At 40.7% G+C, this 15,939-nt stretch carries 11 protein-coding genes, 5 tRNA genes and 1 other RNA gene; 10 read left to right on the top strand and 7 right to left on the bottom strand.

All coding sequences use genetic code 11. The annotated features are described in order from the left end of the window. The first annotated feature begins 114 nt into the window (after positions 1-114). Positions 115-447: an elongation factor Ts gene (locus tag QQJ93_RS06165; RefSeq protein ID WP_089122667.1), complete on the top strand. Its 333-nt coding sequence runs from the start codon at positions 115-117 to the stop codon at positions 445-447. Here QQJ93_RS06165 and hsdR read toward each other — a convergent pair whose 3' ends face one another. The 3 genes from hsdR to QQJ93_RS06150 form a co-directional block, all read right to left on the bottom strand. Further along, positions 448-2,910 carry an EcoAI/FtnUII family type I restriction enzme subunit R gene (hsdR, locus tag QQJ93_RS06160; protein WP_089122666.1) on the bottom strand — a complete coding sequence of 821 codons (2,463 nt, stop codon included), beginning with the start codon at positions 2,908-2,910 and terminating at the stop codon, positions 448-450. A 225-nt stretch (positions 2,911-3,135) separates the two neighbouring features. Then, an RNA gene (ffs, locus tag QQJ93_RS06155) (signal recognition particle sRNA small type) lies at positions 3,136-3,232 on the bottom strand. A gap of 142 nt (positions 3,233-3,374) precedes the next feature. Next, positions 3,375-5,360: a GGDEF domain-containing protein gene (locus tag QQJ93_RS06150; RefSeq protein WP_089122665.1), complete on the bottom strand. Its 1,986-nt coding sequence runs from the start codon at positions 5,358-5,360 to the stop codon at positions 3,375-3,377. Positions 5,361-5,491: 131 nt separating this feature from the next. On the opposite strand from QQJ93_RS06150, the gene QQJ93_RS06145 reads away from it, so the two are divergent. Next, on the top strand, positions 5,492-5,800 hold the full coding sequence (locus QQJ93_RS06145; protein WP_089122664.1) for an MGMT family protein: 309 nt from the start codon (positions 5,492-5,494) through the stop codon (positions 5,798-5,800). A gap of 35 nt (positions 5,801-5,835) precedes the next feature. Here the strand turns inward: QQJ93_RS06145 and QQJ93_RS06140 are convergent, their stop codons facing one another. Further along, complete coding sequence (locus tag QQJ93_RS06140; RefSeq protein ID WP_089122663.1) at positions 5,836-6,285, bottom strand: YbaY family lipoprotein; 450 nt, start codon at positions 6,283-6,285, stop codon at positions 5,836-5,838. Between the two features lie 96 nt (positions 6,286-6,381). On the opposite strand from QQJ93_RS06140, the gene tesB reads away from it, so the two are divergent. Next, the gene (gene tesB, locus QQJ93_RS06135; RefSeq protein WP_089122662.1) at positions 6,382-7,248 is read left to right on the top strand and encodes an acyl-CoA thioesterase II; all 867 of its coding nucleotides are present in this window, start codon (positions 6,382-6,384) and stop codon (positions 7,246-7,248) included. 312 nt (positions 7,249-7,560) lie between these two features. On the opposite strand, the gene QQJ93_RS06130 is transcribed toward tesB, so the two are convergent. Further along, positions 7,561-8,019: an Lrp/AsnC family transcriptional regulator gene (locus tag QQJ93_RS06130; protein WP_179949224.1), complete on the bottom strand. Its 459-nt coding sequence runs from the start codon at positions 8,017-8,019 to the stop codon at positions 7,561-7,563. Between the two features lie 153 nt (positions 8,020-8,172). Between QQJ93_RS06130 and QQJ93_RS06125 the strand changes: the two genes are divergently transcribed. Next, positions 8,173-9,228 carry a PLP-dependent cysteine synthase family protein gene (locus QQJ93_RS06125; RefSeq protein ID WP_089122660.1) on the top strand — a complete coding sequence of 352 codons (1,056 nt, stop codon included), beginning with the start codon at positions 8,173-8,175 and terminating at the stop codon, positions 9,226-9,228. 181 nt (positions 9,229-9,409) lie between these two features. Beyond that, positions 9,410-10,015 (top strand): outer membrane beta-barrel protein, encoded by a 606-nt coding sequence (locus QQJ93_RS06120; RefSeq protein WP_089122659.1) that lies wholly within the window; start codon positions 9,410-9,412, stop codon positions 10,013-10,015. A 196-nt stretch (positions 10,016-10,211) separates the two neighbouring features. Here QQJ93_RS06120 and QQJ93_RS06115 read toward each other — a convergent pair whose 3' ends face one another. Further along, positions 10,212-13,325, bottom strand: coding sequence for a multidrug efflux RND transporter permease subunit (locus QQJ93_RS06115; RefSeq protein ID WP_089122658.1), 3,114 nt, complete (start codon positions 13,323-13,325; stop codon positions 10,212-10,214). Further along, positions 13,325-14,392: an efflux RND transporter periplasmic adaptor subunit gene (locus QQJ93_RS06110; RefSeq protein ID WP_170143416.1), complete on the bottom strand. Its 1,068-nt coding sequence runs from the start codon at positions 14,390-14,392 to the stop codon at positions 13,325-13,327. The genes QQJ93_RS06115 and QQJ93_RS06110 overlap by 1 nt, the downstream gene beginning before the upstream one ends. 480 nt (positions 14,393-14,872) lie before the next feature. Between QQJ93_RS06110 and QQJ93_RS06105 the strand changes: the two genes are divergently transcribed. The 5 genes from QQJ93_RS06105 to QQJ93_RS06085 all read left to right on the top strand — a co-directional run bounded on the left by QQJ93_RS06105 (position 14,873) and on the right by QQJ93_RS06085 (position 15,683). Beyond that, positions 14,873-14,957: transfer RNA gene (locus QQJ93_RS06105), tRNA-Tyr, on the top strand. A 97-nt stretch (positions 14,958-15,054) separates the two neighbouring features. Further along, positions 15,055-15,139 (top strand) — tRNA-Tyr (locus QQJ93_RS06100). Between the two features lie 96 nt (positions 15,140-15,235). Continuing rightward, positions 15,236-15,320, top strand: a tRNA-Tyr gene (locus QQJ93_RS06095). A 96-nt stretch (positions 15,321-15,416) separates the two neighbouring features. Then, positions 15,417-15,501 (top strand) — tRNA-Tyr (locus QQJ93_RS06090). Positions 15,502-15,598: 97 nt separating this feature from the next. Further along, a tRNA-Tyr gene (locus QQJ93_RS06085) sits at positions 15,599-15,683 on the top strand. The last annotated feature ends 256 nt before the right edge of the window (positions 15,684-15,939 follow it).

Below are 15,939 nucleotides of genomic sequence, written 5' to 3'. Positions count from 1 at the left end.
CTTGGGTAATTGGGATTTTGATTAGACATAATTATCTCCTTTCTATTCATTTAAGTATCGTCTTCTCTAACGACGCATTCAAATTAACTTAACTACTCGGGACAATTGGGGACAATGGAAAAACAAAATCAAATTAAATCACTATTAAAGGAATTAAGCTGGGGTGTCAGCACACTGGCTGATTTGGTTCTCGAAGAGCGTTATTCAGATGATTGCGGCTCACATATTGAAATAAGTCCAGAGGAACGCACTAAGGAAGTAGAAAAAATAAAGAAGCATTTACAGCGAGAAACAACGCCAGATGAAAAGCTCAATTTGTACTTGAGGATTATACGCCAACACCCCGACTTTGAAGCACTCAAACTCGATTACGTTTTTCCGCAATATGTTGAGCATGAGTGCTTATCTCCGGAAGTCGTTGATATATTCAAGAACTTAAAATGGTGATTAGCCTAGCTTGTATATTTCAGCTTCTAATTCACTCACCGCTTCCATATATTGAGGTTTACCACCAAAGCTATTTTTGATGATTTCAAGCGGTCTGCCCATTTCATCGAATGGCTTCACTTTAAGAACATGAATATTTTCAATTTCTTGAACACCTTCATCGGCATATTTGTCTAGCAAAGTATTTAATACTTGCTGAGCCGTTTCTCCGTATTTGGTGAAGTAGTTACGCTTTTTGACGTTTTCAGCCCGCTCTTTGCGCGTTAATGCTGGTTGGTCATAAACCACATGGCAAATCATATCGAATGGGTCCATGTCTTTGCCCACTTCATCTTCTAGGGCTTGCCAAATGATGCCTTCTTCTGCCAGTTCATCAATAATGGCTTGCTTGCGGTCTGCTTCATTCCAACGCTTGGTGAACTCATCTAATGAGGCAAACTGATTTTTCATGGTTTTGCGGGTGTAACCTTTAAACGATTCCGTGACTAATTTGCCATCAGAATCGTAATATTGAACCCGTTCGGCAAGCGCTTTAACTTGCACGCCGTTGACATGATACTTACGCACTTTGTCTTCATCGGTCCACCAATCCTCGCCGCCGGAAGTATTTCGCGGGTCATTACTCTCTGACGTATTCCCATAAGGTGCTTCTGGTTCTTGAATAGAAGCAGGGTCAATATCATCACCAAATGGACTGTCGCCTTCCTCTGTCATATCTTCAGGGTCGATGCCGTTAATGATGTCATCTAAGTCATCTTGATCATCAAAATCTTCCGGTGTAACCACTTTGACGCGCTCTGCTTCACCATCAAAGCGTTCATCAGCAAACAACTCGGTCGCTTTTTTAAAGTCTAAAATGGTGAACCATAATTTACCGTAGCGATCATCGATGCGAGTACCACGTCCAATAATTTGCTTAAACTTGGTCATAGATTGAATGCCTTGATCGAGCACTACTAACTTACAAGTTTTAGCATCAACACCTGTGGTCATTAATTCGGAGGTTGTGGCGATAACTGGGTAGGCTTTTTTCGGGTTGATGAAGTTATCCAATTGCGCTTTACCGATTTCATCGTCACCGGTGATTTTCATCACGTATTTTTCGTTTTTCGCCACTTGCTCGGGGTTTAAATTAACCAATGCCCGACGCATTCGCTCTGCATGGTCGATGTCATTACAGAACACAATCGTTTTGGCCATCGGATCGGTGCGTTTTAGATAATTGGTAATCGTTTGAGCCACAAGATCGGTGCGTTCATCGATCACCATAGTACGGTCGAAATCTTTTTGGTTATAAATGCGATCTTCAATCAGGTTACCATCTTTATCGGTTTGCCCTTTGGTTGGTCGCCAACCTTGAACATCGACATCAATATCCACACGCACGACTTTATAAGGCGCAAGAAAGCCATCTTCAATACCTTGCTTTAATGAATAGGTGTAAACCGGATCGCCAAAATATTCAATGTTAGAGACTTCATCAGTTTCTTTTGGTGTCGCAGTTAAGCCCACGTGAGTCGCAGCACTAAAGTAATCCAAAATTTCACGCCATGCGCTGTCTTCAGAGGCACTACCGCGATGGCATTCGTCAATCACAATCAAATCAAAGAAATCTGGATCAACTTGTTTATAGGCTTTTTGACTTTCTTCTGGCCCAGTTAAGGCTTGATATAAACCAAGATGAATTTCATAAGCGGGATCAACGGTTCGACCTGTGATTTTGGTCATCGCAGAGCCAAAAGGTTGGAAGTCATTGGTTTTAGTTTGATCAACAAGAATATTACGGTCGGCAAGGAACAGAATTCTTTTCTTCGCTTTGGCTTTCCATAAACGCCAGATAATTTGAAATGCGGTATAGGTTTTACCCGTTCCTGTCGCCATCACCAATAACACTCGATCTTGACCTGCGGCGACAGCTTCTACGGTTTTGTTGATCGCTTGCAACTGATAATAACGTGGTGATTTACCACTGCCATCATCGTGATAGTCTTGCGTGATCACGGGAAGATGTTCCGTTTTGTAGCCTTTCCAAATACAGTATTTATTCCAAAGTTGCTGCGGGGTTGGAAAGTCTTCTAAGCGTATTTCAGTTTCTAGCTGAGCTGGGTTAGTTTTGTCGTGAAAGATAAAACCATCACCGTTCGAAGCAAAGATAAAAGGCACTTCAAGCAAAGACGCATAATCGAGTCCTTGCTGCATACCTTTGCCAATTTCATGTTTATTGGCTTTTGCCTCTATCACTGCAAGTGGCATGCTTGGTTTATGATAAAGCACGATATCGGCAGATTTGACTTTCTTACGCGCCGCCGCTTGACCACGAACAATCACCTTTCCATCACGCAATTTCACTTCTTGACGAATTTGCGTCATATCATCCCACCCTGCGTTTTTCACCGCCGGAAAAATGAATTTAGAAATGATATCGCTTTCTGAAAGTTTAGTTTTATTAATGTTGGTGGTCATAGACTTAACTCGTCAATCCTTTGTTGATAAGAATATAACTGATTTAAGTTTTAAAACCGAGAAGTAATCATCAGGTCTTTGAATTGGTACTTATATACCCTAGGTGCGAGTTATGAACGTAGAAAGATTTGTTCGTATGATCAAACTTGCTAGAGTACATTTAGTTGTAAACTTACAGCTAAAATTAGTCTAAGCAGAATTAGTTTGAGAATATTAGAAAGGTGGAAGCCCCAGCCACATCCCGGCACACACGTCATTCGCTGTGGCTGCTCCCTTCCGGGCCTGACCAAGTTCACGAACTAGTATTGCGGGAGGACCAGGGCCTCCATAGATTTTTTATCGCAGAAACTTAGGATTGCTAAGTAACTCGAGTGCGGTGATTATGTCGAATCAAGGCAGCCAATGCAAGATCAATATATAAATACATATTTGTTTGCCTAACTTTTCAGCAAAACATACAAATATTACCTTGATGCTGCTTTATCTAGATACATTTTTTCGTCTGCGAGATGAAGAACTTGATCGACATTCATCACCTGTTTTCGATTGGCTGAAATGCCACATGATGTCGTCACTTCAATTATATCTCCGTTTTCAAGACCAATCTCCAAGGATTTGAATTTTGATAAGATGCTTTGTAATTTTTTATTATCGATTCGAGCTAACAATATAAATTCATCACCACCAATGCGAAATGAATGCCCATTCCAATGATTTAATATTGAACTTGCTAAATCTTTTAAAACTGTGTCACCACAACGGTGTCCATGCGTATCGTTAATCATCTTAAAGCGGTTCACATCAAGGTAGACCAAAGTGTAGTCAGCAGGTATCCCCCGTGAAAACTTTTGATATAGCGCCCGGCGATTTTTCAGTCTAGTCAAATTATCTGTCACAGATTGTTGATAGATCATCCATAAAACAAATGACATACAAACAAGACTAATAAGGAATATAGCCCATATCATATGGTGAAGATGCTGCTCTTTTTGTAATACTAACCGCCAGTTCGGCACCACATAATAGCTCTTAACAATATGCGGTATATCCACTAAATTTTGCGCTAAATTAAAGGCTTTTGAAAGTTTATATCCATCATCTGTTTTAGGAAATGCAAATGAGACTGGTGTTTTATGAAAGACACCAATATATTGATCTTCCTCTGTATCAAAACCAGCCGATTCATCTAACAGCATTTGAGTATAGTTCTGACGATTTAAAATTATATAGTCAACTTTGCCGTCTCTTAAGGCTTGTATTTGCTGTGTACGATCCGACATTCTATATAGTTTTTTACTTGGTAGCATATCGGTCAGCAAACCATCATAGTAATCACCATCAACAACACTGATTCGCTCAATTACCATTTCCGATAGGCTTTTGTATACACCTTCCTTATAACCTGTCCGTTTTACCACCACGGTTTCAGGTGTAAAATATGGAAGGCTAAAGTACATTTTGTCTTTTCGTGACGGTGATATAAAAATCGGACCAAGTACATCAATTTTATTATTTAATAAGTCAGCATACATAGATTGCCAAGTTTCATCAGCTGTACTAACTACTTCGCACTCAAATTCCAATATTTCACAGATTTCATTTAATATATCAATAGATATACCTTGCAACTCTCCTTCTTTGTCATATTTAGAAAACACATGCACATTCTCCAATTTTACTTGAAGCTTTTTTTTGTGGTTTAAGTGTAATCTAGCAACTTGTTGCTTTATTGAATTTAATTGGTATTCATACTGAAAGCGTTCTGTTTTTTGACGTAACGCTTTTTGGATTTCTGGAGTATGCAGGTAAGACACCATCGCTTTTACAGCCTCAGCATGTTGTCCCTTCGGGGTCGCAATACCAACAGATTGTATCGGCAAAATAGAGTTCAGCATACGTGCATTCATGCCATCATCCAAAAAGCGTCTTAACTTTGAGATACCATCAATTACACCGTCAACTTCACCACGTTTTAGCATAGTTAAGGCTTGTTGATAGTTAGAAAAATTGAGTACCCGTATATTAGAATAATTTTTTTCGATAAAAGATTTGAAAATAAGATTATTAGCGACGGCTACAACACGCACATCTCTAAAAGTATTCTGCTCGGAGAAAGTGGGCAAAGTATAAAGATAGGTATACTCCATATTAGTTGGCTCTGAAATATCAAAATATTTCTCTCGCTCAGTGGAGTACGTGACATTTGGGGCAAAATCAATTGTATTTTTTTTCAATGCTTCTAGAATTTGGCTAAAATTTCGAAAGTAAACATAATTAACTTGAAATTGAAAATGTTTTTCAAGTTCATCAAATACAACTTGACTACCGACATCACCTTTAACCAGTGCCACTTGGTAGGTTTTGTCTTGATAAGATGTCGTAGGCTCATCAGCATGAGCAACAAAAGTAATCAAGCATAATGAATAACAAAATAATAGAAGACGGAACAAGTTTTCCCCTTGGAAAAGAATTTGACACCACTTTTCTTAAATAAAGGTATCTTTTTGTCATATTTTAAGACATATAGTCTATATGGTTAAACTCTAATCACCAAACAAGTAACTACATTTAAGAATTAAAAATGACTTACTTTGATCAAAACGTATATTTCGTTCTAAAACAAATCCCACCAGGTATGATCTCAACTTATGGCGCCATCGCTAACATGGCGGGCTTCCCTGGGTATGCTCGTCATGTCGGAAAATTATTATCAAATCTGCCCGAACATTCCACCTTACCTTGGTTTCGTGTCCTAAACAGCAAAGGCAAAATTTCATTAAAAGGTGCAGATTTAGAGAGACAAAAACGTTGCTTAGAACAAGACGGTGTTGAAGTCAGTCCAATAGGCCAAGTAAATTTAAAGAAATACCTATGGCGTCCTGAAGGTTAGACGCCATAAATATATACCCAAAGGCTATCGACTCATTAACGAACGCCAATCATACGTAATTGAACTGCTTGCGTTTTGTTTTCATCCGTAATGACGTGGGTGATAGTATCTGTTGTAAAGCGTAACTTACCATCGACCGCAACTTTAGCTCGAACATTATAACGATGGTTCGGCACAATTTTATTCGCATCATAATCAAGCTTAAATTCAAATGGCACTTGCTTACCACCCGTTATAAATGAATCTGTTGCTATAATTTCTGCGGCCTTATCTGCTAACGAAATATCTTCTAATGTCACTGTCACAACTGCGTTATCTGGTAGTGCGATACGCTCACGATAGAACACGCTTCCCGTAACACTGGCAAGACCAACCGCTTCGCTTGAGCTTTGTGATGCAGATGAAGTGTTATCAGCATTTGTGGTGCAACCTGTCATTGCGACCCCCATAATTATTGATGAAATTAACAATAATGACTTTTTCATGCTCTTCCTTAATGAATTTTCGTAAGGTGAATATTATGCAGTCTTGTAATATCAGTCCCGCATGTTAATAATTGGACAATACAATATGGAGGTCTGATGAGCAAACAATTACAAGAATTACTCAATTTACACCAACTAGAGCGCTTAGAAGTTGGCTTATTCCGTGGGGAATGTGAGCATTTAGGCTTACCGCAAGTTTATGGTGGGCAAGTAATTGGACAAGCTTTATCTGCCGCTGGTTATACCGTTGAATCAGATAGAACAGTCCACTCTTTTCATAGCTATTTTTTGCACCCGGGCGATATTAATCAACCAATTATTTATGATGTTGAAAAACTGCGTGATGGCAAAAGTTTATCCACTCGTCGAGTCAAAGCGATTCAACATGGTAGACCAATTTTTTATCTGACAGCTTCTTACCAAGGTCAATTTGAAGGGCTAGAACATCAAGAGTCGCAAATGCCTGGCATCCAAGGTCCAGAAGGTATTCCTTCGGAAAGTGAGCTCGCTCAATCGATGAAAGAAGCGCTATCTCCTGCGATGCAACGTGCATTTTGCCATGAAAAACCAATTGAAGTTCGCCCAGTAGTGGTCAACAATCCCTTCCAGCCAGATGCTTTACCAGCTAAGCAATATTTATGGATTAAAGCCAATGGTGCTTTACCAGATGATCCAATATTACATCAGTACTTACTCGGTTATGCTTCTGATTGGGGATTCCTAGTCACGGCTCTATTCCCGCATAAGGTATCGCTATTTACCCCTAAATTCCAAGTCGCCACTATTGATCATTCTATGTGGTTTCATCGTCCTTTTAAAATGGATGAATGGCTGCTGTATGTAATTGATAGCCCAACTAGCAGCAATGGCCGAGGCTTAGTACGTGGCGAGATTTTTGATCGACAAGGCAACCTAGTGGCAAGTGCGGTACAAGAAGGTGTGATGCGCTTTACTCAAAAATGAGATTGATACTTGCGCATTTCAATATACCCAAAGTAATTGAAGTTGCAGTGAGGCGACAAGTGAATGAGGCCCCATGAGCATAGCTCGTCTATGACCTTCTTTAATAAAGAGATAGGGGGGCGAATGAACGCCGGCAACAAAGCTGCAGCTTCAAGTGCGACGGGTATATATAGATTCTTTTGAAAGGTGCTTACATTCCTATGCGAATCTTCCTTGTTTAAAGGCCTAGATGATAGCTCTGAATTCTGCATCTTGAAGTCACTTGGGTATAAGCGCTTCGGTTTCTAATCACACTGAAGCGCTTAATCTAATTTAATCAATCGGCAGAGCGGTTGTATATTTAATTGATTCCATCGCAAAAGTGGAAGTCACGTTCGAGATTCCTTCTACACTATTCACTAACTTCTTATAAAACTCATCATAAGCTTTCATATCCGAAACCAAAACTTTCATCATATAGTCAAACTCCCCCGCCATTCGGTAAAACTCCATCACTTCAGGAAATTCACTGACCGTATCAACAAAAGCTTGATACCACTCATTCGAATGATTGTTGGTTTTGATTAAGGCAAAAGCGACAAAAGACAAGCCCAACACCTCAGGATTGAGTAGCGCGACCTTTTTATCAATCATACCTTGTTCTTCCAATCGCTTAAGACGCTTCCAGCAAGGAGTCGTAGTCAAATTGACGGTATCAGCTAAGTCTTGCAGTGATACCGTAGCATCTTGTTGCAGCATATTGAGTAATGTTTTATCTACCTTATCTAACATCAACTGTTTCATTTCCAAAACCCTACCAATAAGAGAATTTATTTCTCCAATATAGGCAATTAACAACTAATAAAGCAAACCTTTTCTCTTTTTTAAGAGGTAAATTACCCATAGAGAATTAAGCAACTTTAGATAGCAATCAGGATTAACGTTATGTGCATAGATAGACAATGGATTAACCAAGCAATCACTAAAATTGAAGCGGACTTTCAGCGCTCAGCTGATACGCATTTAATTAAATTGGATCTACCGTATTTGTCCGGCATTGATATTTACCTTAAAGATGAAAGTACTCATCCGACTGGATCTCTTAAGCATCGTTTAGCACGCTCGCTATTTTTGTATGCGTTATCAAACGGTTGGATTGGTCCTGAAACAACCGTGATTGAATCCTCTTCTGGTAGTACTGCGGTATCTGAAGCTTACTTTGCTCGTTTATTAGGCTTACGTTTTATTGCGGTAATGCCAAAATCAACTGCCACAAAAAAAATAGAACAAATCCAATTTTATGGTGGAGAAGCCCACTTAGTGGAGCGTTCGGATCAGATTTATGCAGAATCTCGCCGTTTAGCAGAAGAGTTAAACGGTCACTATATGGACCAATTTACCTACGCCGAGCGTGCTACTGACTGGCGTGGAAACAACAATATTGCTGACAGCATATTTTGTCAGATGAGCCGCGAACCTCACCCTATCCCCTCTTGGGTCGTAATGAGTGCAGGAACAGGCGGTACATCAGCAACCATTGGCCGTTTTTTACGTTATAAAAAGCACCCTACTCAATTATGTGTGGTTGATCCTGAGAATTCCGTTTTCCATGATTTTTTTAAGCATGGCGATGCCTCTATTACTATTGATTCAGGGAGTAAGATTGAAGGAATTGGTCGCCCACGAGTAGAGCCGAGTTTTATTCCTGGCGTGATCGATGAAATGCGCACTGTTCCAGATGCTGCCAGCGTTGCTACGATTCAATGGTTAGAGACGATTCTTGGCCGCAAAGTGGGTCCATCAACCGGAACCAATCTTTATGGTGCATTAAATATTGCCCATGAAATGATTCAACGTGGCGAAACAGGATCGATTGTTACCCTTATTTGCGACAGCGGTGATCGTTATTTAAATTGTCATTACAATCCAGAGTGGTTACAAAAAAACATTGCCGAACTCACTCCATTTAAAGAAACATTAAAAACCATCACCCACTTATAACCAACATATTTTCAGACTAAGATTGAGGGTTGATATACTTAAGAAAATTAATCTCGAAATATAGAGATTAACTCAAGTATTACGTTAATTTTTTAACTATAATGCTACCAGTTTGGGGCGTAATGCCCTCTGCTATCATTTTCGGTAATAACTATTCTCAAGCAGATTTAAAAGGTTAATTATGACGTCCCTACGCTTATTTGCGCTTGCGCCTTTAGCTATGTTGTCAATTTCGTCTCATGCGGCGGATGTTGCTGGCAAAGATTACTTTTACTTAGGTACAGGGGCTGTTGGAGTTTCTTCAGATCCTGTTAATGTTGCTGGTGCAGGCAGGGTTGAATTTAATGACTCTGAAATCTACGAAAATCCAAACGTTACTGTTGGTATTGGTCACTATTATTCAAAACACTTTGCTGTTGAAGGTTTCTATCGATACTCACGTACCGAAGGTGAGTTTTCAGATGACAGCATGGCGAATTTAGATACTCACCAATTTGGTCTGTCTGGATTAGCGACTACTGGTGAAATTTGGAAAACCCCCTTTGAGCTATATGCAAAACTGACCGGTACTTACACCTATTCTAAATTTAAAGCCGATAACTTTGACGTCAATGATGAAGATGGTGTGGGTGGTTTAAATATTTCAGGCGGTCTGCAATGGAACTTAATGCATTCCGACTACTTCTTCCGTGCTGAATATGTCTATGCCCTAACCATGGGTGATTTATACGGTCATGATGATTACGATTACAAAGGCGTACAAATTAGCCTAGGTCGTACGTTCTAGCTTAGAGCGATTCTCGGGGCTCGGGCGTTTCACTGCTCGTAGCTCGGTAAAGAAATGTTTAACGCTGCACTGGCTGTTTCACAACGGGAGTGCAGCGTTTTTATTTTCGGAACTCGAGTATCGACCGCTTCTCGTGGCTCGATGTGGTTGACGCGACAAAGTCGAGACACGAGCTTCCGAGATACGAGCCACGTCTTTATCCATGCCCTGGTCTTACGGTTATATCCTTCTCCAACTCTTTTTTCAGCAAGGCTTCTATATGTCCCGGTGAATGTGTCTTCAACGAAATCAAACGATACATTTGTGGGATCACGAACAAAGTCACTAGTGTGGCAAAGCTCATCCCAAATAAAACCACTGTCCCTACCGCTACTCGGCTTTCATAACCCGCACCAGTGGATAGCATTAGTGGCAATGACCCTGCAATGGTGGTAAATGCTGTCATTAAGATTGGACGAAGACGACGAGCAGAAGCATCGATAATCGCCTTTTCAAATTCAATGCCACGGTCACGTAATTGGTTAGCAAATTCTACAATCAATATGCCATTTTTAGTCACCATACCAATCAGCAAGATCATCCCAATTTGGCTATAAATATTGAGCCCTTGCCCCATTAAATACAGTCCGATAAAACCACCAAGTACGCCCATAGGAACGGTGAACATCACGACCAGAGGGTTTATAAAGCTTTCAAACTGCGCGGCCAAAACAAGATAAGCCACCAATAAAGCCAAGGCAAAAACCACCATCACACTTGATTGATTCTCTTTGAAATCTTTCGATTCACCGCTATACGAAATGCTAATGTCACTTGGCAAGTTATCGATCGCTTGCTTGTCGAGATAATCTAAGGCTTCACCTAACGTAGAGTTTGACGTTAAATTAGCGCTCAAGGTGATCGATTTTTGCTTATTGGTATGCGACAAGCGGTTCGCTGAGGCAATCTCTTCAAGTTTGGTGACGGTATCGAGAGTGATAAGTTCTCCGCCATCAGTACGTAAGTAAATCTTGCTCAAATCAGCGGCGTTATTAAAGCTATTTTCATCGCCTCGAAGATACACGTCATATTCTTCGCCACGCTCTAAATAGGTGGTTTCTGTTACCCCTCCTAACATGGCTTCCAGTGTGTCGGAAATATCACTCACACTAATGCCTAAATCAGCTGCGCGTTGCTTATCAACCGTCACAACAAGCTCTGGTGTTTTTTCAGAATAATCCAAATCTCCACCAGTGATCACGCCATCTTCTTCACCTTTGTGTTGCAGAAATTCGGCCCATTTTGAAAGCTCTTGATAGTCTGATCCACCGAGTACAAATTGTACTGGGTTATCAGAGCCGCCACGGAAACCTGGCATCATCGCACGCACTCGTACATCAGGAATGCCGGATAACGTTTTGCTGATCATACCTAAAGCTTGCTGTGCATTAACGCTTCGTTTATCCCAGTCTTCTAACACCATAATCACAAAGCCCGTTTCATCTCCCGCTCGGCCACCAAATGCTGGTGCATCCACGCTGAAGGATTTCAACACACCTTTACCTAGCAATGGAATGAGGCGATTCTCCACTTCATCCATATTGGCGCTCATACGGTTAAAACTAGTGGCATCAGCTCCTTTTACAAATGCAAATAACACACCTTTATCTTCTTTTGGCGCTAATTGGCTAGGGATCATCGTCATCAACCATCCACTCACCACTATACAAACAACAATACTCACCGGTGCTGACCAACGAAAACGAATTGCGTGTACTAGTCCATTTCGATAGCAAGTTTCAATACGAGCAAAAAACTTATCAATACAAAGGTTAAAACGATTCGGTTGTACATTGGCTTTTAGTAGTTTGCTGCCCAGCACTGGCGTTAACGTTAATGCAATTAGAGATGAGAAAAGTACCGACATGGCGAGTAATACGGAAAACTCGGTAAATAACAGCCCAACCATACCATCCATGAAGGAAATAGGTAGAAACACCATCACCAAGACAAGTGTGGTCGCCATAACAGCGAAACCAACTTCTCTCGTTCCTTTATAGGCAGCAAGTAATGGTGGCTCGCCTCGCTCAAGGTGGTGGAAAATATTTTCGACAACGACAATGGCATCATCTACGACTAAACCAATCGCAAGAATCAATGCCAACAAGGTAATTAAGTTGACTGAGAAACCAAAGTAGTAAGCCGCCATGAAAGCAGAAATCAGTGATACCGGAACCGTCACTGCAGGAATTAAAGTCGCGCGCATTTGACCAAGAAAAATATACAGCACGAGTACTACTAAACCACCAGTGATAAATAGTGTGTTGTAAACTTCGCTAATCGACTGCTCAATAAAGATCGTTGCGTCATACTCTATTTTTAATGAAGTACCATCAGGTAAAAATTTCTGTACGTTATCAACTTCTTTACGAACTAATTGCGCAACGTCAAGTGGATTGGCATCGGTTTGAGTAATGATACCCATGCTGACACCGACTTCACCATCACTCTTATACATTGAACTTTCATTTTTTGCGCCCAGATAAATCGACGCAACATCTTGCAGGTAAATAGGATGTCCATCGCGGCTTTTATTTACCACTAAGTATTTAAAATCTTCTTCGGTTAAATAGTTGCGGGTCGTTCGAACCGTCATAGATGTAGTGTCATTACGCACTTCGCCACTTGGGTTTTCGACATTTTCACGTTCTAATGCATTACGAATATCAGTTGTTGTAATCCCTAAACCAGCCATTGCGGTTGGATCAAGTTTTACGTACATGACTTTGTCTAAGCCACCACTAATATCAATTGAACTAACACCAGAAATCAAACTAAAACGGTCAAGCATGACTCGATTGATGTAGTCAGTTAATTGAGTGCGATCCATCTTAGTTGAAGTAAGGTTGATATGAACCGCCGCTTCACCTGAGCCATTATCTTTCGACACAATAGGATCATCTGATTCATCTGGCAGAGAACGTTGTGCACGAGCAATCGCATCACGTACATCACTCACACCGGTAGTAAGGTCATAGCCTAAATCAAAGGTGATGGTTATACGTGAACTACCATTACGAGAAACCGATTGAATATCATCTACTCCACTGATACCAGAAAGTTGATCTTCCAAAACAGTAGTGATTTGACTCTCCATTATGCTGGCAGAAGCGCCGTCATAACTGGTCGATACTGTGACAACAGGATTAGAAATATCGGGCATTTCACGGACAGCGAGCTTAGTGAAAGACACATAACCAAACACGCATAGTAACAGGCTTAATACAATAGCCACTGTCGGCCGCTTTACCGACACATCAGATAACCACATTATTGAGCTCCTTGGTTTTCTGTGTTCGGTAATGTTAGTGAATCTTGTTCTACCACTTTCACACTTAACCCATCACGCATATTAACAAGACCTTTAGTGACAATTTTCTTGCCAATTTCAAGGCCAGATTCCACCACAATTTTATCTTCTATACGTGCACCTAAAATAATTTCCGTACGAGTAACTTTATTATTTTCAATTACATACACGTAACGTTTAGTACCCGAATATTCGAGCGCTTGAACTGGAATGATAGGTTTATGAATAATAGGAAAAGTTAAGATAGCCGACATCAGCATGCCCGGCTTTAATTTATGATCAGGATTGGCAATATCAACACGAACTGGCACACTCAAGGTTGCGCTGTTAACTCGAGTATTGATATGTGTGACCTTGCCTGGAAAGACTTGGTCGTTCCAAGCGCGACTTTGAGTGTTCACTTCCATACCCAAAGATATTTCTGAAAGATACTTTTCTGGCACCTGTAAATCCAAACGCATGTTATCTAAATTATCTAGAGTAAATAGCTCTTCACTGGCGCTAACGGTTTTACCTTTACTGAAATCAATGAAGCCAACTGTACCGGAAAATGGTGCATTGATATTAAGGTAAGACAGCTCGGCTAATGCGACATCCATACGCGCCTTAGCAATATCCACACTGGCACGTTGGGCATCTAGTTCAGTCTGCGTAATCGCATTCTTTTTAACCAAACTGGCGAATTCTCGTTCCTTACGCTTTTCATCATTATAATAAGCTCTCGCCTCGTTAAGAGCTGCACGAGCTTTTTTCTCGTCTAACACCAAAAGCGGTTGGTTTATTTTTACTTCTTGATTGGAATGCACCAGAATTTTTTCTATCTTGCCCGAAACTTCTGGTTTAATGGTTACGGATTCTTGCGCCGATAATTTGGCAACTAAGGTAAGGGTTTGCTGAACATCGTGCTCTTGAACAATTTGAGCGCCAACAGGGATTCCCGTTGGTTTATCATTAGCATTCGCCAAATGAGAAGTGGCAATAAAAAGAGAGAAAGCGATAGCAACTGAAGATAGTGATATTTTATCCATGACAAATTCCATTTATATGCCCAAGTAGGCTCAAGGTGCAAATATTTATTCTATCAGCAGAAAGATATGTTGAACGTAAAACAATGTAAATATGCTTATCGTTAAAGTAAATAATCCACCGGTTGTCAGTCGCCAATTTCAACTATACCCAAGTGGCGTCAAGATGCACAATTCAGAGCTACCATCCAACCCATTAGGCAGGGAAAGTTGACGCAAGAAGTAAGCACCTTTCAAGCTAATCTGACACGCCTATCTCTATACAAAAAGAAGATATTTGGATGAAGCTCCCATAAGGCAAGTTAAAACAAGCTTTAAGCCGCGTTAAATTGAACAGAGATAGAATCACTATGATCATGCTCAAGTTGCTCAATAAAATACCACTCAAATCCCAATCAGTTCGAAAACTCAACACTTAATCAATTATTTAAAAAAACTTCTTTACAGCCTAAAACAGTTTGCTATTATGCGCCCCACACTTGTGGAGGGGTTCCCGAGTGGCCAAAGGGAGCAGACTGTAAATCTGCCGGCTCCGCCTTCGATGGTTCGAATCCGTCCCCCTCCACCATTATTTAACTTGCTGGTGTTATTCCTTTTAGCACGAGCAAGACGTTCTAGGTACGATGTCAGGTCATTCGTATTGTTGAAGAACAAACACAATTTGTGGAGGGGTTCCCGAGTGGCCAAAGGGAGCAGACTGTAAATCTGCCGGCTCCGCCTTCGATGGTTCGAATCCGTCCCCCTCCACCATTATTAACTTGCTAGTGTTACTCTTTTTAGCATGAGCAAGACGTTCTAGGTACGATGTCAGGTCATTCGTATTGTTGAAGAACAAACACAATTTGTGGAGGGGTTCCCGAGTGGCCAAAGGGAGCAGACTGTAAATCTGCCGGCTCCGCCTTCGATGGTTCGAATCCGTCCCCCTCCACCATTATTAACTTGCTAGTGTTACTCTTTTTAGCATGAGCAAGACGTTCTAGGTACGATGTCAGGTCATTCGTATTGTTAAAGAACAAACACAATTTGTGGAGGGGTTCCCGAGTGGCCAAAGGGAGCAGACTGTAAATCTGCCGGCTCCGCCTTCGATGGTTCGAATCCGTCCCCCTCCACCATTCTTTAACTTGTTCGTGTTACTATTTCTAGCATGAGCAAGACGTTCTAGGTACGATGTCAGGTCATTCGTATTGTTAAAGAACAAACACAATTTGTGGAGGGGTTCCCGAGTGGCCAAAGGGAGCAGACTGTAAATCTGCCGGCTCCGCCTTCGATGGTTCGAATCCGTCCCCCTCCACCATTCTTTCTCTTTTTATTATAAAAAAGACATAAAAAACCAACTCTCGCAGTTGGTTTTTTTTCGTCTAAAATCTGTCTCACTTCACATTCTGGCAATAGAAAAAACACAAAAACCACAAGATTAAAAACAATATAATTTAAAATTGTACACAATACTTCCGAAATTAATTTGCACTAATTTATAACAAAACGTGCACTTTTATGATTTACACACCTTTTAATTACAAATACTTACCTGCCATAATCGACTAATTCCT

The organism is Vibrio algivorus, assembly GCF_030161215.1.
Classification (GTDB): domain Bacteria; phylum Pseudomonadota; class Gammaproteobacteria; order Enterobacterales; family Vibrionaceae; genus Vibrio; species Vibrio algivorus.
Note: the sequence above shows the minus strand (reverse complement) of the source record. Positions and strands in the feature narration are given on the sequence as shown.

Coding starts and splice junctions, on each gene's coding strand:
- QQJ93_RS06165 (WP_089122667.1), top strand. CDS start 115: ATGGAAAAACAAAATCAAATTAAATCACTATTAAAGGAATTAAGCTGG.
- hsdR (WP_089122666.1), bottom strand. CDS start 2,910: ATGACCACCAACATTAATAAAACTAAACTTTCAGAAAGCGATATCATT.
- QQJ93_RS06145 (WP_089122664.1), top strand. CDS start 5,492: ATGACTTACTTTGATCAAAACGTATATTTCGTTCTAAAACAAATCCCA.
- QQJ93_RS06140 (WP_089122663.1), bottom strand. CDS start 6,285: ATGAAAAAGTCATTATTGTTAATTTCATCAATAATTATGGGGGTCGCA.
- tesB (WP_089122662.1), top strand. CDS start 6,382: ATGAGCAAACAATTACAAGAATTACTCAATTTACACCAACTAGAGCGC.
- QQJ93_RS06130 (WP_179949224.1), bottom strand. CDS start 8,019: ATGTTAGATAAGGTAGATAAAACATTACTCAATATGCTGCAACAAGAT.
- QQJ93_RS06125 (WP_089122660.1), top strand. CDS start 8,173: ATGTGCATAGATAGACAATGGATTAACCAAGCAATCACTAAAATTGAA.
- QQJ93_RS06120 (WP_089122659.1), top strand. CDS start 9,410: ATGACGTCCCTACGCTTATTTGCGCTTGCGCCTTTAGCTATGTTGTCA.
- QQJ93_RS06115 (WP_089122658.1), bottom strand. CDS start 13,325: ATGTGGTTATCTGATGTGTCGGTAAAGCGGCCGACAGTGGCTATTGTA.
- QQJ93_RS06110 (WP_170143416.1), bottom strand. CDS start 14,392: ATGGATAAAATATCACTATCTTCAGTTGCTATCGCTTTCTCTCTTTTT.